The sequence below is a fragment of the Allobosea sp. FG18 genome (assembly GCF_057809495.1).
Window position 1 is genome coordinate 181,770 of sequence record NZ_JBMDKB010000004.1, and the last position, 24,070, is coordinate 205,839.

The window sequence follows — 24,070 nt, forward strand, 5'->3', positions numbered from 1 at the left end:
GTTCTTCGCTCACGCGAAGCCCCGGAATGACAAGCGTGTGCGACTCAGCAGGCCTCAGTGCTTCTTCACCCCCGCTGTTCGGCCTTGTCGCGCGCCCTCGCCTCGGCGCTGCGCTCCGCGGCCGGGCCGTAACCGCCGGCTCCGGGGGTGATGATCTCGACGATCTGGCCCTTTTCCAGCGCGCCGTCGCCCTTGAAGAAGGGAACGACGCCCTCGCTGAAGACGAAGGAGCCGCCCTTCCCCTCGCCGCCGCCGGCCAGCCCCCAAGGCCGCGAGGTCAGGCGCGAATTATCGACGTTGAGCCGACACGGCGCCTCGGCCCGGTAGACCCGGCGCAGGCCCATGCCGCCGCGCTGCCGGCCATCGCCGCCCGAACCATCGACCAGCTCGTAGCGCAGCAAGGTGAGCGGATATTCGAGCTCCAGCGCCTCGACCGGCAGGTTCGAGGTGTTGGTCATATGGACATGGACGCCGTGGAGACCGTCCTTGTTGGCGCGGGCACCGGAACCACCGCCGATCGTCTCCAGATAGACCCAGAGTTCGCCGCTGCCGGGCTGCTCGCCGGCGAAGGTCGCGGAAGCCACCGCGCCCGAGCAGGCTGCGATGACGCGATCCGGCACCGCCTGCGCCAGCGCGCCATGGATCAGGTCGACCACACGCTGGCAGGCGGCAATGCGGCCGTTGACGGCGGCGGGATGCACGCAGTTCAGCACCGTGCCCTCCGTCGCGGTAACGGTCAGCGGCCGCGCGAGCCCCGCATTGGGCGGGATGGTCGGGTCGGCCACGGTCTTGACCGCGTAATATACGGTCGAAAGCAGCGCGGTGTAGACCATGTTGAAGCCGGCCCGCATCTGCGGCGGCGAGTCGAAGGCAAGCCGCATCTCCTCGCCCGCGACGGTGATCGCGACCGAGAAGGTCAGCGGCTCGTCGATCTCGGGATTGTCGAAGGAATCCGAGAAGCGATAGGTGCCGTCGGGGATCGAGGCGATGCCGGCGCGCATCTTGCGCTCGGCATAGTCCTGCAAGGCCTTGCCGGCGGCGAGCACGGTGTCGCGGCCGTATTTGTCGCAGAGCGCGCGCAGCCGCTCGACGCCGAGGCGGTTCGCCGCCATCTGGGCGCGCAGGTCGGACAGGCGCTCGCGCGGGACCTGGCAGTTGAGCAGGATCAGCTCCTGCACGTCCTTCATCAGCACGCCGCCATCGTAGAGGCGGATCGGCGGGATGCGCAGGCCCTCCTGATAGATATGGGCGTGGCCGCGATCGGCGAAATCGGAATGGTGGGCGGTGTTGACCGCCCAGGCGATCATCACGCCCTCGTGGAAGACCGGCTCGGCCAGCACGATATCCGGCAGATGGGTGCCGCCGCCTTCATAGGCGTCGTTGCCGATGAAGACGTCGCCCGGCTTCATGTCGGCGACCGAGTGGCGCTTCAGGATATGCGGGATGATGCCGATGAAGGACCCGAGATGCATCGGGATATGCTCGGCCTGGCAGAGCGTCTGGCCTTCGACGTCGAAGAGCGCTGTCGAGCAGTCGCGGCGCTCCTTGATATTGGTCGAGTAGCTCGCCTTGACCAGGGCCTCGCCCATCTCCTCGGCGATCGAGGCGAAGGAGGAGCCGATGACCTCGACAGTGATCGGGTCGACGCTGACGGATGCGGTCGCGGTCATCACGGCATCTCCAGGATCAGGTTGAGATAGGGCTCGACCGTCGCGGTCATGCCCGGCAGCAGCACGGTGGTCGAATCCATCTGCTCGACGATGGCCGGCCCGGCGAAACGATTGCCGGATTTGAGCTTGTCGCGGTCGTAGATCGGGCAGGCGACGAAGCCGCCGACCTCGGGGAACCAGACCTCGCGGCTGCCGATGACGGCGTGGGAGGCGTCGGGCCCGGCATCGGGCTCCGGCCGGAAGGCAGCCTTCGGCACGAGGCCGACCGCCTCGACGCGATAGGTCACGAGCTGGACCGCCTCGCCTTCCGCGACGAAGCCGTAGAGGCGCTTGTGGGCGGCGGCGAATCCCTCGGCCAGCGCCGTGACGGTCGCGGGCGTGATCGGCCCGTCCGGCACGTCGATGGCGAGCTCGTAGTTCTGGCCGTGATAGCGCAGGTCGGCGGTGCGCTTCAGCCGGCGATCGGCCGCGGCGACGCCCTCCTCCGCGAACCAGTGATCCGCCTGTTCCTGCAGGGCGACGAAGATTTCCGCCATGTCGGGAACCAGCGCTTGGGACAGCATGGCGAGCCGCGTCGTGGCGAAATTGGCGCGCAGGTCAGTGAGCAGCAGGCCGAGCGCGCAGCCGATGCCGGGATTGCGGGGCACGACGATGCGCTTCATGTCGAGTTCGCGCGCGAGCCGTGCGGCATGCAACGGCCCTGCCCCGCCAAAGGCGACCAGCGCGTAGTCGCGCGGATCATGCCCGCGCTGGACGCTGATGACGCGGATCGCCTTGGCCATGTTCGCGGTCACGACCGAGATGATGCCCTGGGCCGTCGCCATCAGGTCGAGGCCGAGCTCGTCTGCCAGCCGGCCGATCGCCTGTTTCGACAGGTTCTGGTCGATCGGCATGCGCCCGCCGAGCAGGTGCGTCGGGTTCAGGGTCTGGAGCACGACGTTGGCGTCGGTGACGGCGGGCTCGGTCGCGCCGCGGCCGTAGCAGACGGGGCCCGGATCGGCGCCGGCCGAGCGCGGCCCGACCTTGAGCAGGCCGCCGGAATCGATCGCAGCGAGCGAGCCGCCGCCGGCGCCGACCGTGTGGATGTCGAGCATCGGCGCCTTGATCGGGTAGCCGTGGACATTGGCCTCCGAGGCGAGCTTGGCCTCGCCGTCGTCGAGCAGGGCGACGTCCGAGGAGGTGCCACCCATGTCGAAGGTGATGAGGCTGGGGATGCCGATCATCGCGCCGATCGCCTGCGCCGCGACGACGCCGGTCGAGGGGCCGGAGAGCACCGTCCGCACCGGCAGGCGCGCCGCCATGTCGAAGCCGATGACGCCGCCATTGGACTGCGTCAGATGCGGCACCGCCTTGAGGCCGAGGTCCTTCAGGCGATCGGCGAGGCGGCGGATATAGCCCTGCATCACCGGGCCGAGATAGGCGTTCACCACCGCGGTCGAGATACGCTCGTATTCGCGGAACTCGGGTGCGACCTCATGCGAAGCGCAGATGAAGGCCTCGGGGAATTCCTCGGTGACGATGCGCTTGGCCGTCTCCTCGTGCTCCGGTCGGACGAAGCCGTAGAGGAAGCCGATGGCGACGGCCTTGACGCCCTCCGCCTTCAGCGCTCGTGCCGCCTGCCGGACTGCCTCCTCATCGAGCGGCGTCTCGACCGATCCGTCATGGCGGACGCGTTCGGCGACGCCGAAGCGCAGGTCGCGGGTGACGAGCGGCGGGGCCTTGTCGGCCTGGAGATCATAGAGGTCCGGTCGCTTCTGCCGGCCGATCTCGATCAGGTCTCGAAACCCCTCGGTGGTGATCAGCCCGGTCTTCACACCGCGATGCTGGATCAGGGCATTGGTGCCGACCGTCGTGCCATGGCCGAAATAGGCGATGTCGGCGGTGCTGGCACCGACCCGCTCGACGCCTTCCTGCGTGCCGCGTGCGATGGCGCGGGAGGGGTCGTCAGGCGTAGACGGCACCTTCCAGACCGCGACCATGCCGGTCGCGTCCTCGAAGAGGCAGACATCGGTGAATGTGCCCCCGGAATCGATCCCGATCCGCCACGCCATCTCTGTCGTCCTCCCTCAGATCACCGGCGCCTCGGCAGACGCCCACGCGCCGCCATGGCCGAAGCCGCCCTGATAACCGCAGACCTGCGCCGCCTGTTCGACTCCCGCCTCCAGGGCGGCGGCGATGCCGGCTCCATCGAGTATGGCCAGGAGGCAAGCGGCGATGAAACCGTCACCTGCGCCGAGCGTGTCCACCACGGATGCAGGGCTGGCTGGCTGCTCGTGGAAGCACCCAGAGGCAAGCGCGAGCGCGCCCTTTGCGCCCCGTGTCGCCACAACCATGCCTGCGCCCCAGCCGATGCAGCGCTCCAGCAGGGCGCGGCACTCTTCATCCGAGGCTGAAGGATGCGACAGGAAGGCGATATCGACGCTCGGCAGCGTCGCGGCGAGGTTCTCGTCGGTCCAGCGCTCGGAGAAATCATAGGAGAGGCGCCGGGCTGCACTGCGGACGACCGGCAGGGCGTCGCCGAGCTCGCTGTAGATGCTGGAATGAACGAGATCGAAGCCGGCGATATAGGCGCGGTCCGCGGCGTCGAAGGCCCCCCATTCGCCGCGCACGCCGCGCTCGGAGCGCAGGAAGCGCCGGTCCTGCCCATCATGGCCGATGAAGGCGCGGGCATTGGGGCCGGGCCTGATGCGGCAGCGCGCGGTATCGACGCCTTCCTGTGCCAATACCTGAACTATGAGCGTTCCCGCCTCATCCGAACCGAGACAACCGAGATAGCCTGTCTCGGCACCGAGGCGCCTCGCCTGCACCGCGACATTGACCGCGTTGCCGCCCGGAAACTGGAGGCCGCGATCGACATAGGTGTCGACCGTGTTGTCACCCAGCCCAAGCAGCCTCTGCGCCATCGCGGCAACTCCTCCGGATCAGTACGCCACCTTCCACATGTAGCGGCGGGTGGTCAGCGGCTGATTGCGCAGCACGGAGAGATGCGCGGAGAAGCGCTTGAGCGCTGCCTGCAGGATATAAGGCGCGACGATCGGGCGGATCTCGGGGTCGATGCCCTCCATCGCGAAAGCACGGGAATCGTAGTTCATCACGCGCCCGGCATAGGTGTCGCAGAACGTGGTGACGCGCTCCATCAAGGGCCGGCTCGGATCCTCGCCGGTGATCAGGATCAGCGGCGTCTGCTTGTCGACGATCTCGAAGGGGCCGTGGAAGAACTCGGCCGCCTCGATCGGGTAGCTGTGCAGCCAGAGCATCTCCATGAGGATGCAGACGCCGAAGACATAGGCCGTGGTGAAGCCCGGCCCCGAGGCGACATGGTAGATGCTGTCATCGCCGGCATAGGTCACGGCGTCCGCCGCCGCGCGAGCCTCGTTCTGCTCGGCCGCATCGCACATCGCCGCCGGCAATGCGTCGAGCGAGGCGAGGAGCTTGGCGCCGAGCGGCCAGCCTTCCCTAGCCGCCATCAGGCCGCCGATCAGCGCCTGCATCAGCATGAACATGGCCGCGAAGGATTCGCTGGTATCGCCGACGAGGAAATGCCGCGGCACCGCCTGCGCCAGCGGCTTCTCGCCATACTGGCTGAAGGCGACGATTTGGCAGGGCTTGTCCCTGAGAAAATGCGCAGCGGCCACCGTCTCCGGCGTCGTGCCGGATTTCGAGGCCAGCAGGACCAGCGTCCGCTCGTTCAGGCGCGGCGGGTCGATCGCCATGAACTCGGCCGGGAAATAGCGCCTGACCTCGATGCCCGGCGAATAGCGCTCCAGCCAGTACTGGATGCCGAGCATGGCCCGGTTCGCGGAGCCGCAGGCGATCAGGTAGACGCGGTCGATCTTGGGAGCCAGCCCCTGCCCCAGCGCGTAAGCCTTCGGCAATGCGGCACGGGTCTGCTCCAGCCCGGACAGGACCGCGTCACGGTCGAAGGCGATGGACATGGACGGGCTCCCGAGCGGGCTTTAAACTGGGCAGCGGAATTGGTATACACCAATTCCATATACCAATCACTGTCAAGCCTGTTGAGATGCCGACCAAACGCCCCTCCCGCCCTACAGCGCTACGCGACCGTTTCGCCCTCAAAACGAAGAAGGCGCCGCGCCTCGGATTCCGACCGGCGCGCGCGCCGAAAGGCACGGGAATCGAGGCACCGAGCACGGCCAACCCGCTGAAGGGGGCCAAGCCGATCTATGTCGAGGTGCAGGATTACCTGCTCGACCTGATCGGCGAACCGGATTACGGGCCCGGCGATCGCATCCCCTCGGAACGGACGCTGGCTGACGCGCTCGGCATCAACCGGATGACGGTGCGCAAAGCGATCGACCGGCTGGTCGAGCGCAACGTTCTGGAGCGCAACGGCACCAGCGGCACGCGCATCCCGCTGGTCCAGGTATCGCGGCCGATCGATGCGTCGGCTTCGCTGGGCATCACCCGCATCATCCGCAATGCCGGCGGCGAGCCCGGCAGCAAGCTCCTGCATTTCGGCGAGGAAGCCGCGAGCGAGAGCATCGCGCAGCGACTCGAAGTCTCGCCCGGCAGCGCGCTGCTCATGGCACGGCGACTGCGCAGCGTGAACGACGAAGCCTTCTGCATCGAGACCAGCTATCTGCCGGCCAGCAGCGTACCCGGCCTGTCGGCCGAGGACCTGGTCTCCGGCCAGTCGCTCTATGAGTTACTGCGGCAGCGCTACGGCATCGAGATCAGCATCCGCGACCGCGAGATCAGCGTCGGCACGGCGACGGAGCGGGAGGCACAACTGCTGGCGCTGGCGCCGGGCTCGCCGACCCTGGTGCTGCGGATCGTGGCGCGCGACGGTGAGGGACGGCCGGTCGAGTATATGCGGTCGGTCAACCACCCCCATCACGTCGTCTTCCGCAGTTCCGCGCCCCCTGCCCGCGCCTGAGCGGAGCGCCGACCGCTCGCCTTCCCGCCTCGCAATCCTGCCGCCGGAGCCATCGTGATGGGCATCACCATCGAGACCATCGAGCCGGACCCGTCCCTGCCCGCTTCCAGCGACGTCGTGGTCATCGGCGGCGGCATCATCGGCATCACGACCGCGCTCTTCCTGGCGCGCGAGGGCATCTCGGTCACCGTCTGCGAGAAGGGCGAGGTCGGGCACGAGCAGTCCGGGCGCAACTGGGGCTGGGTGCGCGTCATGGGGCGCGACCCCGGCGAGATCCCGCTCGGGCTCGAAAGCATGCGCCTCTGGGAGGACATGGACCGGCTCGTCGGCGGCGACACCGGCTTCACCCGCTCCGGCATCGTCTATGTCGCCGATACGCCTGCCAAATTCGCCGAGCAGGAGGCCTGGCTCGAGCATGCCAGGACCTACCAGCTCGACTCGCGCCTCCTGAGTAGCCGCGAGATCGACGCCGTCCTGCCAGGGGGAAAACGCGCCTACGCCGGGGCCATGTTCACGCCGAGCGATGCCCGCGCCGAGCCGCAGAAGGCCGTGCCGGCCATGGCGCGGGCGCTGCGCCGCCATGGCGGCACCGTTCTGACGCGTTGCGCCGTACGCGGCATCGAGACCGCCGGCGGGCGCGTCAGCGCCGTCGTCACAGAGCGCGGCCGCATTGCCTGTCAGCGTGTCGTGCTGGCGGGCGGCGCCTGGTCGCGCCTGTTCCTCGGCAATCTCGGCATCGACCTGCCGGCGCTGAAGGTGCTCGGCTCAGTGTTCCGGACCGAACCACTCGACGGGCCGCCGACCCATGCCGTGGGCGCTTCCGACTTCGCCTTCCGCAAGCGGCAGGACGGCGGCTACACCATCGCCCATCGCGGGGCGAGCGTGGCCGAGATCGTGCCGGACAGTTTTCGCCTGCTCTTCGATTTCCTGCCGTCGCTGGCCAAGCAGCGCCATGAATTGCGGTTGCGGCTCGGCGGGCGCTTCCTTGAGGAAGCCCGCACGCCGAAAAGCTGGCCGCTTGATCAGGAAACGCCGTTCGAACGAACCCGCATCCTCGATCCCAAGCCATCCGAGGCAATCCTGCAGGAAGCGCAGCGCAACCTCATCGCGGCCTTCCCGGCCTTCGCCGGCCTCAGGATCAAGGAAAGCTGGGGCGGGCTGATCGACGCCACGCCCGACGCCGTGCCTGTTATCGGCGAAGTGCCGCGCCTGCCCGGTCTCTTCCTCGCCACCGGGTTCTCGGGCCACGGCTTCGGCATCGGCCCCGGTGCCGGGCGCCTGATCGCCGACCTCGTCAGCGGCCGCACGCCTGTGATCGATCCGAAGCCGTTCCGGCTGGAGCGGTTTTCGCGACTGGAGCGGACGACGCGAACGCGTTGAACTCAAACGAGAAATGGCCCACCTCTCCTACGAGAAGCGGGCCGGCCGGATTCAAGCCTTACAGCACTTATGCCAGCGCCGCCTCGTCCAGCGAATAGGCCGAGAAGAAGTTCGTCCCGCCCGGATAGCACTTGAAGCCGCTGAGGCCGGTGACCATCGCGTAGCCCTGCGAGCGCCAGGCCAACCCAACCATCGGCGCCTGCTCCAGGGCGTACTTCTCCAGCTCGGCATAGATCGCCTTGCGCTTGGCTGCGTCGAACTCGGCGCGACCCTTGGCGAAGAGCGCGTGGATTTCGGGCGTCGGGATCTGCCAGCTGCGGGACATGTTCGGCGGCAGATCGCCGTCGAGCAACGGCGCGAGGCCGTCGGGGTCGTTATTGTCGGCCGTCGTGCCCTGGATCATGAAATCGTAGCGGCCCTTGCCGGCGAGATCGACGCGCGCCGCCCAGTCCGGCAGGTTCAACGTCACCTGGATGCCGATCTCGGCGAGATTGGCCTGCACCACCTCGGCCGTCGACTTGTGCATGCCGTATTGCGCGGTCGAGAGCAGGGTGCAGCTGAACCCGCTCGGCACGCCGGCTTCGGCCATCAGCTTCTTGGCCTTGGCTGGGTCGTAGTTCCAGAACCCGGAGCGTCCCTTGTCGAAATAGGGGCTGCTCGACGGGATCGGGATGCCTTCGAGCTTGCTGCCACGGCCGAAGAAGGCGGCCTGCACGATATCCTCGCGGCGGACGGCATGAGCCACAGCCTGGCGCAGGCGCATATCCTTGAACGGCCCGGCGCCGCCGTTGAAGTTCAGCCCCATGAAGGGGCCATCGACCGCGACGAGGCGCAGGCGGGAATCCTTCTCGATCGTGCCCATGGACTGCCAGGGCACATATTCGATCAGGTCGACATCGCCGGCCTGGAGGGCGGCGACGCGCAGGTTCTCGTCGGCATAGGCGACGAGCTTGATGCCATCGAGCTTCGGCAGGCCGGGCTTGTAGTATCTGTCGAATTTCACGACCTCGATCGAGGCGCCACGCTCCTGCCCCTTGAGCACGAACGGTCCCGCGCCGACGCCGAGCCCGGCCCGGCCCTCGATCGAGTCCTTGGCGATGATCGGCATATGCGGGCTGGCGAGCCAGATCGGCAGCGTCACGGTCGGCTGCTTCATGACGATGCGGACGGTGCGTGCGTCAGGCGTCTCGATGCGCTCGACGCCGCCGAACTCGGCCTTCATGAAGGCTGTCGAATTGGGCGCGGCGACCTGCTCCAGCGTCCATTTCACGTCCTCGGCCGTGACCGGCTTGCCGTTCTGGAACGTCGCCTGGCGCAGCTTGAAGACCCAGGTCGTATCGCCCTCGCGCTCCCAGGATTCGGCGAGTTCGGGCCTGACCTCGCCCTTTTCGTCGAAGCCGGTCAGGCCGCGGAAGATCAGGAGCTTGACCGTGAGTGCGGCCGTGCCGGTATGAAGCCAGGGCTGCAGGCTGGGCGGAAAACTCGACAGGCCGAAGCGGAGGATCTTCCCCCCGGCTTGAGCCTGGGCTCGCAAGCCCAGGAGAGGCAGGGCTGCACCGGCGGCGAGCACAATACGGCTAGAGACCGGCACCATCGAATACCCCTCCCTGTTTATGGCGGCCTACACGGCCGAGAGGGCAGAATGAATTGGTGTATACCAGTTTGTCAATGCTTCCCGCGCTCGCCTGACGGCAGCAGCTCGGATACGGCAGCCCGCAGGATAGTTTCCCGCCGCACGAGGGCTTTCCTGCTGCAGTGCGGAAGATTGCGCAGCGCCACATCGGCCGATCGCGTTGTCCGCGCCTCAGCCTCAGCAACCTGCAGCGTTGCCGCACCGGCCCGGCTGGCCGGTGCCGCGCTATTGGAGTACACCAGCCTTGCCGTCGACGCCGGCCGTCCCAACGCTTGACTTCGAGGCGAAAGCGTCTCTAGCATCCCTTACTACAAGATATATTCTACAATTATGGATTAATCTTGCAAAGAGGGGTATCGCCAATGAGCGGGACGGATGAAGGCAAAAGGCTTCTGCTGAAGGGTGGACTGGTCGGCGGGCTCGCGCTGGCCGCAGCCGCAAGCACAGCCCGGGAGGCCGCGGCGCAATCCGCGCCCAACAGCCTGCTGCGCACGGTGCTGGATCGCGGCAAGCTGATCGTCGGCACGGGCTCCACCAATGCGCCCTGGCATTTCGAGGACGAGAAGGGCCAGCTCGTCGGGATGGACATCACCATGGGCCGGATCCTGGCCAAGGGGCTGTTCGACGATGCCAGCAAGGTCGAGTTCGTCCGGCAGGACGCGGCCCAGCGCATCCCCAACATCAATACCGGCAAGGTCGACATCGTCATCCAGTTCATGACCATGTCCCCGGCGCGCGCGCAGCTCATCGCCTTCTCGCGCCCCTATTATGTCGAAGGCATCGCCCTGCTGACCCGGCCGGACAGCGACAAGAAGAGCTTCGACGCGCTGCTCAAGGCCGGCTCCTCCGCCCGCGTCTCGATCCTGCAGAATGTCGATGCGGAGGCCTCGGTCAAGAAGGTTCTGCCGCAGGCGACCGTGATGCAGATCGACAGCCAGGCCAACGTCATCCTGGCGCTCGACTCCAAGCGCGTCGACGCCGCTGCGGTCGATCTCTCCACCGTCGGGTGGCTCGCCAAGCGCCACCCCGACAAGTACGCCGATGCCGGCAAGTCGTGGAACACGATGCTTTACGGCGCCGGCATGAAGCAGGGCGACCCGGACTGGGTGCGCTTCGTCAACACCACCTTCGACATCGCGATGTTCGGCCACCAGAACGAGCTCTACGACGCGGCGGCGAAGGATTATTTCGGCGCCGAGCCGCCGGCACGCCAGCCCGGCCTGCCGCGCTTCTGACCGTCCCACGCTTCGCACAGGGAAGGGCGTGCCTTACGCCCTTCCCTCCCCGATGCCGGGTTGGAGCACCGGGCTTCCGCCCGATACTCCAACCCTTTGATCCTGCACCGGCTTTGCCGGAAACCGCATTCCACTTCTCGGGCCGATGCTCAAGTCCTCGGGGCCATGGCGAATTACCATTTCAACTTCGCGATCGTCTGGCGCTATGCCGGCAAGCTGTTCGAGGGGCTTCTGCTCAGCCTCGAACTCGCTGCCGCGAGCATCGCCATCGGCATGGCGATCGGGCTCGTGCTCGCGCTGATCAGCCTGGACGGCCCGAAATGGGCGCGCCCGCTGATCGCGGCCTATGTCGAATTCGTCCGCAACGTGCCGCTGCTGTTGCTGGTCTATCTCGTCTTCTACGGCATCCCCAGCGCCATCGACCTGCAATATGATGCGGTCACCTCCTTCGTCGCGACGCTCGCGATCTATTCCGGCGCCTATCTGGTCGAGGTGATGCGCGCGGGGCTCGAGGCCGTGCCGCGCGGGCTGATCGAGGCCGGCAAGTCGATCGGGCTCACACCCATGAAGGTGCTCTGGCATGTGCGCCTGCCGACCGCGATGCGCATCGCCCTGCCCTCGCTCTCCAACACCTATGTCTCGCTGTTCAAGGACACTTCGATCGCCTCGGCCATCGCGGTGCCCGAACTCGCCTACGGCATGCGCTGGATCGAGACCCAGACCTTCCGCACCGTCGAGGTCTATCTCCTGGCGACACCGATCTACCTGATCACCAGCTACGCCATCCTGCTGCTGCTCCGGCTCGCCGAGCGGCGCTACGCGATCGCGCGGTGACGGCATGGCGACACTGATCCAGACCCTGCCCTTCCTCGTCGACGGCCTGCTGATGACCCTGCTGGTCTCGGCCTGCGTGATCGTCCTGTCGCTCATCGTCGGGCTGCCGCTGGGCTGCGTGCTCGCCTTCGGGCCGCTCTGGGCGCGCGTGCCGATCCGGCTCTATGCCGATTTCGTGCGCGGCGTGCCGATCCTCGTCCTGCTTTATTTCGTCTATTACGGCCTGCCGGCGATCAAGGTGAATCTGCCGAGCCTGCTCGCCGCGATCGTGGCGCTGACGGCGTTCAAATCGGCGCAGATCATCGAGATCACGCGCGGTTCGTTCCAGTCGATCCCCACCGGCCAGACCGAGGCTGCGAAAGCGATCGGGCTCACCCTGTTCGACCGCTTCGTGCATGTGCTGGCGCCGCAGGCCGTGCGCCGTTTCCTGCCGCCCTTCGTCAACAGCGTCGTCGACACCGTGAAGGGGTCCTCGCTGGTCTCGCTGCTCGGAATCGTCGACCTGATGCTGTCGCTGCAGCAGGTGATCGGGCGCACCCATGTGGCGCTGCCGCTCTATCTCATCGGCGCGCTGATGTATTTCGCCATCAACTTCCCGCTCTCGGCGCTCAGCCGCCGGCTCGAGAAGCGCTTCGTCTGAAAGGAAGCATCCATGGCCGAGACGGATGCCCGTGCTTCCGCCGGGACACCGGTGATCGCGATCGAGGGTCTGACCAAGTCCTTCGGTGCCAACCAGGTGCTGAAGGGCGTCGACCTTTCCGTCGGCAAGGGCGAGGTCGTCGCGATCATCGGCCCCTCCGGCAGCGGCAAGACCACGCTGCTGCGCTGCATCAACTTCCTCGAGGAGTATGACGGCGGCTCGATCCGGATCGACGGCACCGAGGTCGGCTATCGCGACGGCGCGGGCGCCCGCAAACGCCGCAGCGACCGGGAGTTGGCCGCGATCCGCGTCGACGCGGCGATGGTGTTCCAGCAGTTCAACCTGTTCCCGCATCTCACCGCCGCGCAGAACATCATGCTCGGGCTGATGAAATCGCGCGGGCGCTCGAAGGCCGAGGCGCGCGCCATCGCCGAGAAATGGCTGGCCCGCGTCGGGCTTTCGGCGAAGGTCGATGCCATGCCCTCGCAGATGTCGGGCGGCCAGCAGCAGCGCGTCGGCATCGCGCGGGCCGTGGCGATGGAGCCGAAGGTGCTGCTGCTCGACGAGATCACCTCCGCGCTCGATCCCGAACTCGTCGGCGAGGTGCTCGCCGTGGTGCAGGAACTCGCCACCGAGGGCCGCACCATGATCCTCGTCACCCATGAGATGGCCTTCGCGCGGGACGTGGCGGACCGCGTCGTCTTCACCGACCAGGGCCGGATCGTCATCGACGCACCGCCCGCAAAAGTCTTCGGAGAGCAGCCGCATGAGCGGCTGCGCTCCTTCCTGTCACGTTTCGCCGGGTTCCGTCCCAATCCGGCCTGAGGAACCCATGAACGCAGTCCTGTCCACCCTCCCCGACACCACGCCCTACCGGCGGCTGGCGGAGCTCGGCCTCACGCTGCCCGAGCTGCCGCGGCCGATCGGCAATTTCGCCACCCATGTCCAGGAAGGCGGCCTGATCTACCTCTCCGGCCAGGGGCCGACGCATGAGGACGGCCGGCTCCACACCGGCAAGGTCGGCCGCGACGTCAGCGTCGCCGAGGCCTATGAGCATGCCCGGCTGACCGGCCTGAACCTGCTCGCCGTGCTGCATGAAGCGCTCGGCGATCTCGGCCGTGTCAGGCGCGTCGTCAAGCTGCTCGGCATGGTCAATGCCACCCCGGAATTCAGCGACCATCCCGCCGTCATCAATGGCTGCTCCGACCTCTTCGTCGCCGTGTTCGGCGAGGCCGGCAAGCATGCCCGTTCGGCAGTCGGTTTCGGCTCGCTGCCCCGCCAGATCACCGTCGAGATCGAAGCGATCGTCGCCGTGTCCTAGAGCATCGGCACGATGCTCTGACCGGGGCCCTTCGCCCCACTGTCCGTCTTCCAGGAGAACACAATGTCCGCTTCCGATATCCGCCCGTCCCTCGGGCTGCGCCCCGTCATCAACGTCTCCGGGACGATGACCGGGCTCGGCGCCTCGATCGTCGTGCCCGAGGCGATCGCCGCGATGACGGCGATCCTGCCGCAATTCGTCGAGATCGACGACCTCCAGCGCAAGGCCAGCGCCGTGATCGCGCGGCTCTGCGGCAGCGAGGCCGGCTTCGTCACCGCCTCCTGCTCGGCCGGGATCACGCTGGCGATCGCCGGCGCCATGACGGGCGACGATCTCTATGCCGTCGAGCAACTGCCGGATGCCAGCGGCCTCCAGGACGAGGTCGTGGTGATGATGGGCCACATGGTCGGCTATGGCGCGCCCGTCGACCAGGCGATCCGCCTCGCCGGCGCGACGCCGATCGTCGTCGGGCAGGCCACCAGCGCCCGCGCCTACCAGCTCGCCGGCGCGATCTCGGAGCGGACGGCGGCCGCCCTCTATGTCGTCTCGCACCATACGGTGCAGTACGGGCTCATGCCGCTCGACGAGTTCGCGGCGGTCTGCCACGAGCACGGCGTGCCTGTGATCGTCGACGCGGCCTCCGAATACGACCTGCGCGGTTTCCTCGAAGCCGGGGCCGACATCGTGCTCTATTCCTCGCACAAGTTCCTGGGCGGGCCGACGGGCGGCATCGTCGCCGGCAACAAGGACCTCGTCCGCGCCGCCTTCATCCAGAATGGCGGCATCGGCCGCGGCATGAAGGTCGGCAAGGAGAGCGTGCTCGGCACGATGGCCGCGCTGGAAGCCTGGGAGAAGCGCGACCATGCCGGCATCCGGGCGCGCGAGCAGCGCGCGCTCGACCTCTGGCTCGCCCGCTTCGCCGACCGCCCCGGCGTGACCGCCGTCATCGAACCCGACCCGACGCATAACCCGCTCGATCGGATGAGGCTCTCGGTCGATCCCGAGCAGGCGCATATCACCGCCTGGGATCTGGCCGACGCGCTGGCGCGCGGCCCGCAGCCGGTGATCGTCAGGGACCACGAGGTCGAGCACGGCTATTTCTACCTTGACCCCTGCAACCTGCATCCGGGCCAGGAAGACATCGTCGCCGAGCGCATCGTTGCCGAACTGGAGACGGCACGGCGCAGCAACACGATCATCGCGAGCCCGCTGATCGAACGCCGCAACCGGCGCGCCGCCGCGCTGGCGAAATGGCCTGACTAAGCGCCAGCGGTCTTGACATTTGCTGCAGAGCAATATTCTCTTATTAAGCACTCTATTACATAATAAAAGAATGTGAGGGATCATGAAACGCCTACTTGGATGCCTGCTCGCCTGCAGCCTGCTCACCACGCCGTCCCTCGCCTTCGCACAGGAGGCGGGCGGCATCGCCACGGTCGCGACCATCGGCGAGCCGCCGACGCTCGACCCGATGGTCTCGACCGCCGACCTGGTCGGGACGATCACCCAGCATGTCTTCGAGACGCTCTACACCTTCGACAAGAGCTGGAAGGTGACGCCGCTGCTCGCGGACGCGCTGCCCACGATCAGCGCGGACGGCAAGCAGTATACGATCGCGCTCAGGGCCGGCGTGAAGTTCCATGATGGTTCGGATCTTACCGCCGAGGACGCCGTCGCTTCGCTGAAGCGCTGGATGAAGCTCGCCTCGCGCGGCAAGCAGGCGGCCGGCTTCATCGAGAGCATCGAAGCCGCTGGCCCGAGCTCGCTCAAGATCACGCTGAAGCAGCCCTATGCGCCGCTGATGTCGCTGCTCGCCTTCAACAACTCCGCCGCGATCATCATTTCGGCGAAGAAGCAGGACGAGCCGATGAAAGAATTCATCGGAACCGGCCCGTACATGCTGAAGGAGCGCAAGGCCGACCAGTATATCCAGCTCGTCCGCTTCGCCGGCTACAAGCCACGCGAGGGTGCCGGCGACGGCTATGGCGGGGCGCGGCGGCCGCTGCTCGACGAAGTCCGCTTCGTGCCGGTGCCGGACGCCAATACCCGCGTCGAATCGGCCGTCTCCGGCCAGTATTCCTATGTCGATTCGATTCCGGTGGAATCCTTCGACCGGCTAAAGGGCGCGGCCTCGCAGCCCGTCGTGCTGAAGCCCTTCGGCTATCCCGTCTTCGTGTTCAACACCGCCGAGGGTTCGGCCAAGAATCTTGGCGTCCGCAAGGCGATCCGCACGGCGCTCAACATGGAAGACATGCTGGCGGCCGCGTTCGGCAGCAAGGAGTTCTACGCGCTCGACGGCAACATCTACCCGCCGGGCTATGTCTGGAACACGGATGCCGGCGTCGCCGGAAACTACAATGTCGGCGATGCCGACAAGGCGAAGGCCGCGGCAAAGGCTGCCGGCTACAAGGGCGAGCCGGTCCGCATCCTGACCAGCCGCCAGTACGAGTTCCACTACAAGATGGCGCAGGTCGCGGCCGAGTATCTCAAGCTCGCCGGCTTCACCGTCGACCTGCAGGTCGTCGACTGGGCGACGCTGACCCAGCGCCGCACCGACAAGGCCCTCTGGGAAATCTACATCACCCACAGCCCGTTCCTGCCGGAGCCGGCGCTGATCGGCTCTCTCTCGACCAGCTCGCCCGGCTGGTGGGATACGCCGGCCCGCAAGACCGCCGTCGACGCCTTCACCTCGGAGGCCGATCCGGCGAAGCGCGCGGCGCTCTGGGCCAATGTCCAGAAGACGATCTATGACGAGGTGCCCTTCATCAAGATCGGCGACTTCAACGCCCTCTCGGCGAAATCCGCCAAGCTCGACGGCGTCGTGCCGGCGCCCTGGCCGTATTTCTGGAACGTCACCCTCAAGAAATGATCCCCCCTCGCCACCCGGCCGCGTGATCGCGGCCGGGTGGAGAGCAACGAGACGGTCAGGTCATGGTCGGCTACATCCTTCAGCGCCTCTCCGGCATGATCGCGGTCATGCTGCTCGTCGTCACGATCGTCTTCGTGATCGTACGCGTGACGCCCGGCGATCCGGCCGCGGTCATGCTCGGCCCCGAGGCGACGGCCCAGGACGTCGCCGACCTGCGCACAAGGCTCGGTCTCGACCGTTCGATCATCTCGCAATACGTGATCTATGTCGGGCAGCTGCTGCGCGGCGATCTCGGCCAGTCGATCTTCCTCAACATGCCGGTGACCTCGGCGCTGATGGAGCGGGCGGAGCCGACCTTCTTCCTGACGCTGTTGTCGCTCGCGATCGCCAGCACCATCGCCCTGCCGGTCGGCATCTATGCCGCCTATCGGCGCGGCTCCTTCCTCGACCAGGCGGCGACGACGCTCGCCATGCTCGGCGCCAGCATCCCCGGCTTCTGGCTCGGCCTCATCCTGATGCAGGTCTTCGCGGTGCGTCTCGGCATCCTGCCCGTCTCCGGCTATGGCGGCCCCGATACCAGCCTGCTGGAGCGCATCCGCCACCTGATCCTGCCGGCAGTGGCGCTCGGACTCGTTTCCTCGGCGCTGATCATGCGCTTCACCCGCGCCTCGATGCTCGACGTGCTCGGCGACGACTATGTCCGCACAGCCCGCGCAAAAGGGCTGGGCGAGCAGGCCGTCATCCTTCGACATGCGCTGAAGAACGCGCTGATCCCGATCCTGACCGTGCTCGGCCTGACCGCCGCCGTGCTGGTCTCCGGCGCGGTGGTAACCGAGACGGTGTTCGGCCTGCCGGGTGTCGGCAATCTCGTGGTCTCGGCCGTGCTCAGGCGCGATTATCCGGTGATCCAGGGCGCGCTGCTGGTCATCGCCGGCCTGTATGTCCTGATCAATTTCGCGATCGACATGCTCTATCTGCTGGTCGATCCCAGGGTGCGCTACTGATGACCGATCTCGCTCCCGACGCACCGGCGCCGAACCGCGCCCGGATCTTCCTCCGCGATCTGCTGAAGCGCCGCATGGTGGCGATCGGCCTCGCGATCCTCATCGTCTTCGTGCTGCTGGCCGCGCTGGCGCCGCTGCTCGCCCCCTATGCGCCGGGCAAGCTCTCGATCGTCAACCGGCTGAAGCCGCCTTCCGCGATCTACTGGTTCGGCACGGACGAGTTCGGCCGCGATATCTTCTCGCGCATGCTCTATGCGGGCCGGCTGTCGCTTTCGGTCGGCGCTGCCGTTGTCCTGCTGTCCTCGCTGATCGGCGTGACGCTCGGGCTGCTTGCCGGGTTCTTCAAGCGGCTGGACACACCGATCGCGCGTTTGATCGACGCGATGATGGCCTTCCCCGACATCCTGCTCGCGATCGCGCTGGTCGCGGCGCTCGGCCCCTCGCTGATGACGGTGATCATCGCGCTGTCGATCGTCTATGCGCCGCGGCTCGCGCGCATCGTGCGGGCCGCAACGCTGGTGATCCGCGAATTGCCCTATGTCGAGGCGGCGCGGGCCTTCGGCAACTCTACCTCCCGGATCATGTTCCGGCATGTCCTGCCCAACATCGTCTCGCCGATCACGGTGCAGGCCACCTTCATCTTCGCCAGCGCCATGCTGGCGGAGGCCGGCCTCTCCTTCCTCGGGCTCGGCGTCAGCCCGGATATCCCGACCTGGGGCACGATGATCTCGTCCGGCCGGCAATATATCGGCCAGGCCGACTGGATGACCTATTTCCCGGGGCTGGCGATCGTTCTCGCCGTTCTCTCCCTGCAGATGGTGGGCGACGGCCTGCGCGACCTGCTCGATCCGCGCCTGCGGAAGGACCTTTGACATGACACCTGCCACGCGGCAGCCCCTCCTGATCGCCAATGTGAAGCCGGTCGCCTTCGGGCCGGCGATCCCCGCGACGGCAACCGACATCCTGGTCGGCGGCGACGGCAAGATCGCCGCGATCGGTCCCGCGCTGGCGGCACCTGCCGATGCGGAGCGGATCGACGGCAAGGGCGCCTTCGTCTCGCCGGGCTGGGTCGATCTCCATGTCCATGTCTGGCATGGCGGCACCGACATCTCGCTCAGGCCGAGCGATTGCGGGGCCGAACGCGGCGTCACCACGATGGTCGACGCAGGCTCGGCCGGCGAAGCCAATTTCCACGGCTTCCGCGAATATGTCATCGAGCCGGCCCGCGAGCGGATCAAGGCCTTCCTCAATCTCGGCTCGATCGGGCTCGTCGCCTGCAACCGCGTGCCGGAGCTGCGCGACATCAGGGATATCGACCTCGACCGCATCATCGAATGCTATGCCGAGAACAGCGAGCATATCGTCGGTCTCAAGGTGCGCGCGAGCCATGTCATCACCGGCTCCTGGGGCGTGACGCCGGTCAAACTCGGCAAGAAGATCGCCAAGATCCTCAAGCTGCCGATGATGGTCCATGTCGGCGAGCCACCGGCCCTCTACGACGAGGTTCTGGAGATCCTCGGGCCGGGCGACGTCGTCACCCATTGCTTCAACGGCAAGGCCGGATCGAGCATCCTGGAAGACGAGGACCTGTTCAAGCTGGCCGAGCGCTGCGCGGCCGAGGGCGTGAGGCTCGATATCGGCCATGGCGGCGCCTCCTTCTCCTTCAAGGTGGCGGAGGCCGCGATCCAGCGCGGGCTGATGCCGTTCTCGATCTCGACCGACCTGCACAACCGCTGCATGAACTTCCCGGTCTGGGACCTCGCCACGACGATGTCGAAACTGCTCTGCGTCGGCATGCCCTTCGACGCCATCATCCACGCCGTGACCCATGCGCCGGCCTCGGTGATCAAGCTCGACATGACGGACCGGCTGACCGTCGGCGAGCGCGCCGATTTCACGATCTTCGACCTGATCGACAGCGATCTGGAGGCGACCGATTCCAATGGCGACGTCTCGAAGCTGACCCGGCTGTTCGAGCCGCGCCATGCGGTGATCGGCGCCGAGGCGATCGCCGCCAGCCGCTATGTGCCGCGTCCGCGCCGTCTTGTCCGGCACAGCCACGGGCTGTCCTGGCGTTGACGAAACGGCCGGCAAGGCAGAGAGGTTAGCCCCGATGGAAACCCAGCGGGGCAGCGCCGTTCGAAGCGGTATGCGGCAGGCATGAAAGCCCGGACATGAGCAAAGCCACGACGATGCCAGCCAGCGGAGACACGCCGGAGCCCGCCGGGCCGCGGCGCTCGCGCGTCAGCGGCATCGACCGCGCCGTACAGATCCTCGACCATCTCCAGCAGGAAGGCCGGGCCCAGACCGCCTATGAGGTCGCCCGCGCGATCAGCGCGCCGCTCTCGACGGTTTACGCCATCGTCGAGGACCTGCTCGACAAGAGCCTGCTGGCGCGCACCGGCGAGGGCGGCGTCTGGCTGGGTCCGCGGCTTTACCACTATGGCCTCGCCTATGCCCGCGATCTCCAAGTCATCAATGTCGCGACGCATGAGATGCATGTGCTGGCGCGCGAAGTCGGCGAAACCGTGCAGATCTGCGGCCGCGACGACGGCATGATGGTGGTCGAAGCGATGGCCGAGGGGCCCGGCCATTTCGTCATCACCTCGCGCGTCGGCACGCGCGTCCCATTGAACTGGACAGCCTCCGGCCGGCTGCTCGTCGCCGGACTGGATGAGACGGAGCGCGCCGCCCTGTTTCGCAAGAGCGCCAAGGCCTCGCCGACCGGCCGCGCCGTCACGGATTCCGCCACCCTGCTCGCCCAGTCGCGCGACGCGCTCGCAGCGGGTGTGTCGATCCAGGCCGGCGAGTCGGATTACGCCGTCGCCTGCATCGCCGCGCCCGTGCTGGACGAGAGCGGTGCCTGCCCGATCACCGTCTCGATCGTGCTGCCCGAGTTCCGGGTGAACGAGGAGCACGCGAGTTTCGTCGAGGCGGTGAAGGACGCGGCCCGGCGCATCGAGGACAAGCTCGGCTGGCGCGTCGGCCCTTTCAGCGCCGGCCGCAAGTACGGCTAGCCTCTTCCGCGGACATAAGACGGCGCCCATCGGACAGCACACAGTTTCCCTGGTGCGGTGAGCACCAGGGAAACCGCCGTCCCGACCGGCCTGAGGGCGATCCTGCCGGTCGACGCCCTGGATGTCAGCTCTCGCGGAAGGCGCGGGCCATGCTGTCCTTCAGCGGCTGCATCAAATACTCGAAGAAGGTGCGCTCGTGCGTCTGGATATAGACGTCGGCGGGCATTCCCGGTGTCGGCTGGAAGTCGCGGATGCCGGCGACGCTGTTCGGATCGAGACGGGCGCGCACGACGTAGAGATCGGAAACACCGGGATAGGCGCGCTGCTTCTCGTCGGGCAGCGCATCGGCCGAGATATAGATCACCCGGCCAGTGACCATGGGCGTGACGCGCTGGTTGAGAGCCGTCAGGCGCACTGTCGCAATCTGACTGTGCTTGATCTTGTCGATGTCCTGCGGGCGTACGCGCGCCTCGATGATGAGCTCGTCCTGTAGCGAGACGATCTCCATGATGTTCTTGCCGGCCTCGATGACGCCGCCGGAGGTGTGATAACGCAGCTTGACCACGGTGCCCCTCACCGGCGCGGTGATGTTCGAGCGGTCGAGCACGCCCTTCACGGTGTGGATGCGCTCACGCACGTCGTTGAGATCGGCGCTGATCTCCTGGAGCTGATCCGAGGCGATCTTCTGCGCGTTCTTGCGCACGCCGTCGATCTGCTCGACCGAACGCGCGATCCGTTCGCGGGCATCGCCGATATCGCCGGTAATGCGGCCGGCCTCGCCGCCCAGATTGGCGGCAAGCCGCTGGAGCGAGAGCACTTCCGGCTTGCGGATGTAGCCGCGCTGCAGCAGGGCCTGCTTGCCCTCCAGCTCCTCCTTCAGCAATTGCGACTGCTTTTCGACGCCGGCGAGTTGCACCTTGCTGCCGGCAACCTTCTCCTCCAGCGCGTCGATGCTCTTCTGATGGGCCGCGATCTCGCTCGCCATGTTGTTCTGTCGGGCGCGGAAGACGCTGCGCTGGTTCGCCAGCAAGGCCGCGATATCGGGATCAGCCCGCTTGTCGAGCAGATGCGGCGGCCCAGTGAAGTCATCGAGGCCGGCGATCTCGGCCCTGAGCCGCCCCGCGATCATCTCCAGGCGATAGAGCTTCAGTTCATGGCGGCGCAGTTCGGCGCGGGCCGAGGTGTCGTCCAGTTTCACCAAACGCTGGCCGGGCAAGACGACATCGCCCTCGCGAACGAGGATCTCGCGGATCACGCCGCCTTCCAGATGCTGGATCGTCTTGTTCTGGCCGGTGGTGACGAAGACACCGGTGGCGATGACGGCGCCCGCGATCGGCGCGGTGTTGCCCCAGACGCCGAAGCCCATCACGGTCACGGCGACGATGACGGCGCCGCCGATCGTCGCCGATCGCGTGCTGCGCGGCACATCGCTGTACCAGGGCTGCGATATCAGTTGGACGCTCATGTGCCCGCTCCCCATCCATGCGCTATTGCGGCCGCGGCGCGCCGCCATCGATGCTGCGCTGGCCGACGATCATCGGCAAAATCTCGTCGCGGGTGCCGATGGCCTGCACCGCGCCGTCCTTGATCATCATGATCTTGTCGACGCTGCGCAGCAGGGACGGCCGCTGCGTCACGGCGACCACGGTCATGCCGCGCGCCTTCGCCCGCTGGAAGGCGCGGGCGAGAGCGGCCTCGCCGAGCACGTCGAGATTGGAGTTCGGCTCGTCCAGCACGACCAGCCGGGGATTGCCGTAGAACGCCCGCGCCAGGCCGAGACGCTGCTTCTGCCCGCCCGAAAGCGGGGCGCCGTCGATACCGATCTGCGTCTCGTAGCCGTGGGTGAACTGGGCGACCATCTCGTGGATATCGGCGATCTCGGCAGCCTCGAAGACATCGGCATCGGAGGCGTCTTCCCGCATGCGGGCGATGTTGGCCTTGATCGATGCCGGGAAAAGCTGCACGTCCTGCGGGAGATAGCCGACATTCTCGCCGAACTGGCGCGGGTCCCAGTTGCGCTGCTCCATCCGGTCAAGCCGCACCGTGCCTGCCGTCGGCGAGATCGAGCCGACGAGCATGCGGGCGAGCGTCGATTTCCCGCAGCCGGAGGCGCCGACGATGGCGAGCGAATCTCCGGGCTCGAGGCTGAAGCTGATGCCGTTCAGGATGACCTTCTTGTTCGGCGGCGGCACGTAGAGGATGCGCTCGACATCGAGGCGGCCCTTCGGGTTCGGCAGCCTCAGCCGGTCGAGATTGAGCGGCGAGGCCTGCAGCAGCGCCTTGACGCGCTGGAAGGCGGCGCGCGCATGGATGAAGCTGCGCCAGCCCTCGATCGTCCCCTCCATCGGCGCCAGCGCGCGACCGGCAACGACCGATGACGCGATGACCATGCCGCCGGTCAGCTGACCTTCGAGCGAGAGCATCGCGCCCCAGCCGAGCATCGCGACCTGCGTGCCCAGCCGGAAGAACTTGGAGGCCCCGGTCATCAGGATGTTGCGGTCCTGCGCGCTGACCTGGGCCTTGAGGGATTCGGCCGTCTCGCGCCCCCACATCAGCACCCCCTCGGGGATCATGCCCATCGCATTGATCACCTGCGCGTTGCGGGACATCGCCTCCGACTGGAGGTTCGCGCGCGTCGTGAAGGCGCTGGAGCGTGCGAAGGGCACCGCGGTGAACTGCTGATTGAAATAGGCGATGACGAACAGAATGACCGCCGCGATGGTGACGATGTAGCCGAGATGCGGGTGGATCAGGAACACCGCCAGCAGGTAGATCGGCGCCGTCGGCGCATCGAGCATCGTCAGGATGACCGGGCCGGTCAGGAAGCTGCGGATCTGCTGGAGATCGGCCAGCGTCTGGAACTCGCGGTTTGAGCCGGTCTGAGCGGCCTTGGCCGCCGCCGCCAGCACGGGCCCGCCGAGCCGGCTTTCGACATCGACCGCCACGCGCATCAGGATGAAGCGGCGCACCATGTCGAGCAGCACATGCGCACCGATCGCGACCATGACGATGAGCGACAGCATGATGAGCGTGTCGAGGCTGCGACTGGTCAGCACGCGATCCGACATCTGGAAGAGATAGATCGGCACGGCGAGCACCAGCGTGTTCACCACGACGGAGAACAAGGCAACGATCATCAGATTGTGCCGTGCGCCGGAGAGACCCTGACCAAGGACCTGCTTGAAGTCCCGGTCGCCAAGGCGCTGCTCGATCGGCGTGCCGCGGCCTGATCCGCCGCGACCACCACCGCCGCCGCTGCCACCGCCCTTGCCGCCGCGGTCGCCGTCATGGGCCGTCTTGGACGCCTCGGCCTGCGGCTTCGGACGCAGCAGGGCGGGCTCGGGAGCCGGCCGGCCATCGCGGCGCGCATCGGCGCGAACGGTGTCGCCTTGTGGCGACGACGCCGGCCCGACCGGCGCCAGAGCGACCCGACTATTGCTGTTAGCCGTGCGCTCGGGCCCGGCACTCGCCACGCCCATCGCAAGCGGCAGGCCAAGCACCCGGACCGGCACGGGACCGGCCTGAAGCGGTGCGGCTGGCGGTGGTGCCTCGCTCTTCTCGCTCATGCCC

At 67.1% G+C, this 24,070-nt stretch carries 20 protein-coding genes; 13 read left to right on the forward strand and 7 right to left on the reverse strand.

Annotated features, from left to right (window positions below; translation table 11 throughout):
- Positions 1–65: 65 nt before the first annotated feature.
- From ACODTJ_RS06695 to ACODTJ_RS06710, 4 genes are read right to left on the reverse strand one after another with little or no spacing between them, the layout of a single operon-like run.
- The gene (locus ACODTJ_RS06695; RefSeq protein ID WP_454657194.1) at positions 66–1,670 is read right to left on the reverse strand and encodes a hydantoinase B/oxoprolinase family protein; all 1,605 of its coding nucleotides are present in this window, start codon (positions 1,668–1,670) and stop codon (positions 66–68) included.
- On the reverse strand, positions 1,670–3,721 hold the full coding sequence (locus tag ACODTJ_RS06700; protein WP_454657195.1) for a hydantoinase/oxoprolinase family protein: 2,052 nt from the start codon (positions 3,719–3,721) through the stop codon (positions 1,670–1,672). The genes ACODTJ_RS06695 and ACODTJ_RS06700 overlap by 1 nt, the downstream gene beginning before the upstream one ends.
- A gap of 15 nt (positions 3,722–3,736) precedes the next feature.
- Positions 3,737–4,573, reverse strand: a complete 837-nt coding sequence (locus ACODTJ_RS06705) for a PfkB family carbohydrate kinase (protein WP_454657196.1) — start codon at positions 4,571–4,573, stop codon at positions 3,737–3,739.
- An 18-nt stretch (positions 4,574–4,591) separates the two neighbouring features.
- Positions 4,592–5,605, reverse strand: coding sequence for an SIS domain-containing protein (locus ACODTJ_RS06710; RefSeq protein WP_454657197.1), 1,014 nt, complete (start codon positions 5,603–5,605; stop codon positions 4,592–4,594).
- Between the two features lie 86 nt (positions 5,606–5,691).
- Between ACODTJ_RS06710 and ACODTJ_RS06715 the strand changes: the two genes are divergently transcribed.
- Positions 5,692–6,567 (forward strand): GntR family transcriptional regulator, encoded by an 876-nt coding sequence (locus ACODTJ_RS06715; protein WP_454657198.1) that lies wholly within the window; start codon positions 5,692–5,694, stop codon positions 6,565–6,567.
- 54 nt (positions 6,568–6,621) lie between these two features.
- The gene (locus tag ACODTJ_RS06720) at positions 6,622–7,947 is read left to right on the forward strand and encodes an NAD(P)/FAD-dependent oxidoreductase (RefSeq protein ID WP_488847933.1); all 1,326 of its coding nucleotides are present in this window, start codon (positions 6,622–6,624) and stop codon (positions 7,945–7,947) included.
- A gap of 67 nt (positions 7,948–8,014) precedes the next feature.
- Here the strand turns inward: ACODTJ_RS06720 and ACODTJ_RS06725 are convergent, their stop codons facing one another.
- Complete coding sequence (locus ACODTJ_RS06725; protein WP_488847935.1) at positions 8,015–9,541, reverse strand: ABC transporter substrate-binding protein; 1,527 nt, start codon at positions 9,539–9,541, stop codon at positions 8,015–8,017.
- Positions 9,542–9,942: 401 nt separating this feature from the next.
- Here ACODTJ_RS06725 and ACODTJ_RS06730 point away from each other — a divergent pair, with 401 nt between their 5' ends.
- The 11 genes from ACODTJ_RS06730 (at position 9,943) to ACODTJ_RS06780 (ending at position 20,500) form a co-directional block, all read left to right on the forward strand.
- Positions 9,943–10,815 (forward strand): transporter substrate-binding domain-containing protein, encoded by an 873-nt coding sequence (locus tag ACODTJ_RS06730; RefSeq protein WP_454657201.1) that lies wholly within the window; start codon positions 9,943–9,945, stop codon positions 10,813–10,815.
- Positions 10,816–10,980: 165 nt separating this feature from the next.
- Complete coding sequence (locus ACODTJ_RS06735) at positions 10,981–11,649, forward strand: amino acid ABC transporter permease (protein WP_454657202.1); 669 nt, start codon at positions 10,981–10,983, stop codon at positions 11,647–11,649.
- A 4-nt stretch (positions 11,650–11,653) separates the two neighbouring features.
- The gene (locus ACODTJ_RS06740) at positions 11,654–12,289 is read left to right on the forward strand and encodes an amino acid ABC transporter permease (protein ID WP_454657203.1); all 636 of its coding nucleotides are present in this window, start codon (positions 11,654–11,656) and stop codon (positions 12,287–12,289) included.
- A 12-nt stretch (positions 12,290–12,301) separates the two neighbouring features.
- Positions 12,302–13,114 carry an amino acid ABC transporter ATP-binding protein gene (locus tag ACODTJ_RS06745; RefSeq protein ID WP_454657204.1) on the forward strand — a complete coding sequence of 271 codons (813 nt, stop codon included), beginning with the start codon at positions 12,302–12,304 and terminating at the stop codon, positions 13,112–13,114.
- A gap of 7 nt (positions 13,115–13,121) precedes the next feature.
- On the forward strand, positions 13,122–13,610 hold the full coding sequence (locus tag ACODTJ_RS06750) for a RidA family protein (protein WP_454657205.1): 489 nt from the start codon (positions 13,122–13,124) through the stop codon (positions 13,608–13,610).
- Between the two features lie 63 nt (positions 13,611–13,673).
- A complete protein-coding gene (locus ACODTJ_RS06755) occupies positions 13,674–14,873 on the forward strand; it encodes an aminotransferase class V-fold PLP-dependent enzyme (protein ID WP_454657206.1) in 1,200 nt (399 codons plus the stop codon).
- An 82-nt stretch (positions 14,874–14,955) separates the two neighbouring features.
- Positions 14,956–16,479: an ABC transporter substrate-binding protein gene (locus ACODTJ_RS06760; protein WP_454657207.1), complete on the forward strand. Its 1,524-nt coding sequence runs from the start codon at positions 14,956–14,958 to the stop codon at positions 16,477–16,479.
- Positions 16,480–16,541: 62 nt separating this feature from the next.
- Entirely contained in the window at positions 16,542–17,483 is a 942-nt protein-coding gene (locus ACODTJ_RS06765) for an ABC transporter permease (RefSeq protein WP_488847940.1), read from the forward strand.
- The gene (locus ACODTJ_RS06770) at positions 17,483–18,355 is read left to right on the forward strand and encodes an ABC transporter permease (RefSeq protein ID WP_454657209.1); all 873 of its coding nucleotides are present in this window, start codon (positions 17,483–17,485) and stop codon (positions 18,353–18,355) included. The genes ACODTJ_RS06765 and ACODTJ_RS06770 overlap by 1 nt, the downstream gene beginning before the upstream one ends.
- 1 nt (position 18,356) lies before the next feature.
- The gene (locus ACODTJ_RS06775) at positions 18,357–19,562 is read left to right on the forward strand and encodes an amidohydrolase/deacetylase family metallohydrolase (protein WP_454657210.1); all 1,206 of its coding nucleotides are present in this window, start codon (positions 18,357–18,359) and stop codon (positions 19,560–19,562) included.
- Between the two features lie 95 nt (positions 19,563–19,657).
- Positions 19,658–20,500 (forward strand): IclR family transcriptional regulator, encoded by an 843-nt coding sequence (locus tag ACODTJ_RS06780; RefSeq protein ID WP_454657211.1) that lies wholly within the window; start codon positions 19,658–19,660, stop codon positions 20,498–20,500.
- Positions 20,501–20,624: 124 nt separating this feature from the next.
- Here the strand turns inward: ACODTJ_RS06780 and ACODTJ_RS06785 are convergent, their stop codons facing one another.
- Together ACODTJ_RS06785 and ACODTJ_RS06790 are read right to left on the reverse strand one after the other, a co-directional pair.
- A complete protein-coding gene (locus ACODTJ_RS06785; protein ID WP_454657212.1) occupies positions 20,625–21,965 on the reverse strand; it encodes an HlyD family type I secretion periplasmic adaptor subunit in 1,341 nt (446 codons plus the stop codon).
- 22 nt (positions 21,966–21,987) lie between these two features.
- On the reverse strand, positions 21,988–24,066 hold the full coding sequence (locus tag ACODTJ_RS06790) for a type I secretion system permease/ATPase (RefSeq protein ID WP_454657213.1): 2,079 nt from the start codon (positions 24,064–24,066) through the stop codon (positions 21,988–21,990).
- Positions 24,067–24,070: the final 4 nt, after the last annotated feature.

Excerpts from the sequence above, each read along its gene's own strand:
- ACODTJ_RS06780 (WP_454657211.1), top strand. The coding sequence starts at position 19,658 with ATGAGCAAAGCCACGACGATGCCAGCCAGCGGAGACACGCCGGAGCCC.
- ACODTJ_RS06710 (WP_454657197.1), bottom strand. The coding sequence starts at position 5,605 with ATGTCCATCGCCTTCGACCGTGACGCGGTCCTGTCCGGGCTGGAGCAG.
- ACODTJ_RS06760 (WP_454657207.1), top strand. The coding sequence starts at position 14,956 with ATGAAACGCCTACTTGGATGCCTGCTCGCCTGCAGCCTGCTCACCACG.
- ACODTJ_RS06750 (WP_454657205.1), top strand. The coding sequence starts at position 13,122 with ATGAACGCAGTCCTGTCCACCCTCCCCGACACCACGCCCTACCGGCGG.
- ACODTJ_RS06755 (WP_454657206.1), top strand. The coding sequence starts at position 13,674 with ATGTCCGCTTCCGATATCCGCCCGTCCCTCGGGCTGCGCCCCGTCATC.
- ACODTJ_RS06705 (WP_454657196.1), bottom strand. The coding sequence starts at position 4,573 with ATGGCGCAGAGGCTGCTTGGGCTGGGTGACAACACGGTCGACACCTAT.
- ACODTJ_RS06740 (WP_454657203.1), top strand. The coding sequence starts at position 11,654 with ATGGCGACACTGATCCAGACCCTGCCCTTCCTCGTCGACGGCCTGCTG.
- ACODTJ_RS06725 (WP_488847935.1), bottom strand. The coding sequence starts at position 9,541 with ATGGTGCCGGTCTCTAGCCGTATTGTGCTCGCCGCCGGTGCAGCCCTG.
- ACODTJ_RS06785 (WP_454657212.1), bottom strand. The coding sequence starts at position 21,965 with ATGAGCGTCCAACTGATATCGCAGCCCTGGTACAGCGATGTGCCGCGC.
- ACODTJ_RS06775 (WP_454657210.1), top strand. The coding sequence starts at position 18,357 with ATGACACCTGCCACGCGGCAGCCCCTCCTGATCGCCAATGTGAAGCCG.
- ACODTJ_RS06765 (WP_488847940.1), top strand. The coding sequence starts at position 16,542 with ATGGTCGGCTACATCCTTCAGCGCCTCTCCGGCATGATCGCGGTCATG.
- ACODTJ_RS06745 (WP_454657204.1), top strand. The coding sequence starts at position 12,302 with ATGGCCGAGACGGATGCCCGTGCTTCCGCCGGGACACCGGTGATCGCG.
- ACODTJ_RS06700 (WP_454657195.1), bottom strand. The coding sequence starts at position 3,721 with ATGGCGTGGCGGATCGGGATCGATTCCGGGGGCACATTCACCGATGTC.
- ACODTJ_RS06735 (WP_454657202.1), top strand. The coding sequence starts at position 10,981 with ATGGCGAATTACCATTTCAACTTCGCGATCGTCTGGCGCTATGCCGGC.
- ACODTJ_RS06695 (WP_454657194.1), bottom strand. The coding sequence starts at position 1,670 with ATGACCGCGACCGCATCCGTCAGCGTCGACCCGATCACTGTCGAGGTC.
- ACODTJ_RS06730 (WP_454657201.1), top strand. The coding sequence starts at position 9,943 with ATGAGCGGGACGGATGAAGGCAAAAGGCTTCTGCTGAAGGGTGGACTG.
- ACODTJ_RS06770 (WP_454657209.1), top strand. The coding sequence starts at position 17,483 with ATGACCGATCTCGCTCCCGACGCACCGGCGCCGAACCGCGCCCGGATC.
- ACODTJ_RS06790 (WP_454657213.1), bottom strand. The coding sequence starts at position 24,066 with ATGAGCGAGAAGAGCGAGGCACCACCGCCAGCCGCACCGCTTCAGGCC.
- ACODTJ_RS06715 (WP_454657198.1), top strand. The coding sequence starts at position 5,692 with ATGCCGACCAAACGCCCCTCCCGCCCTACAGCGCTACGCGACCGTTTC.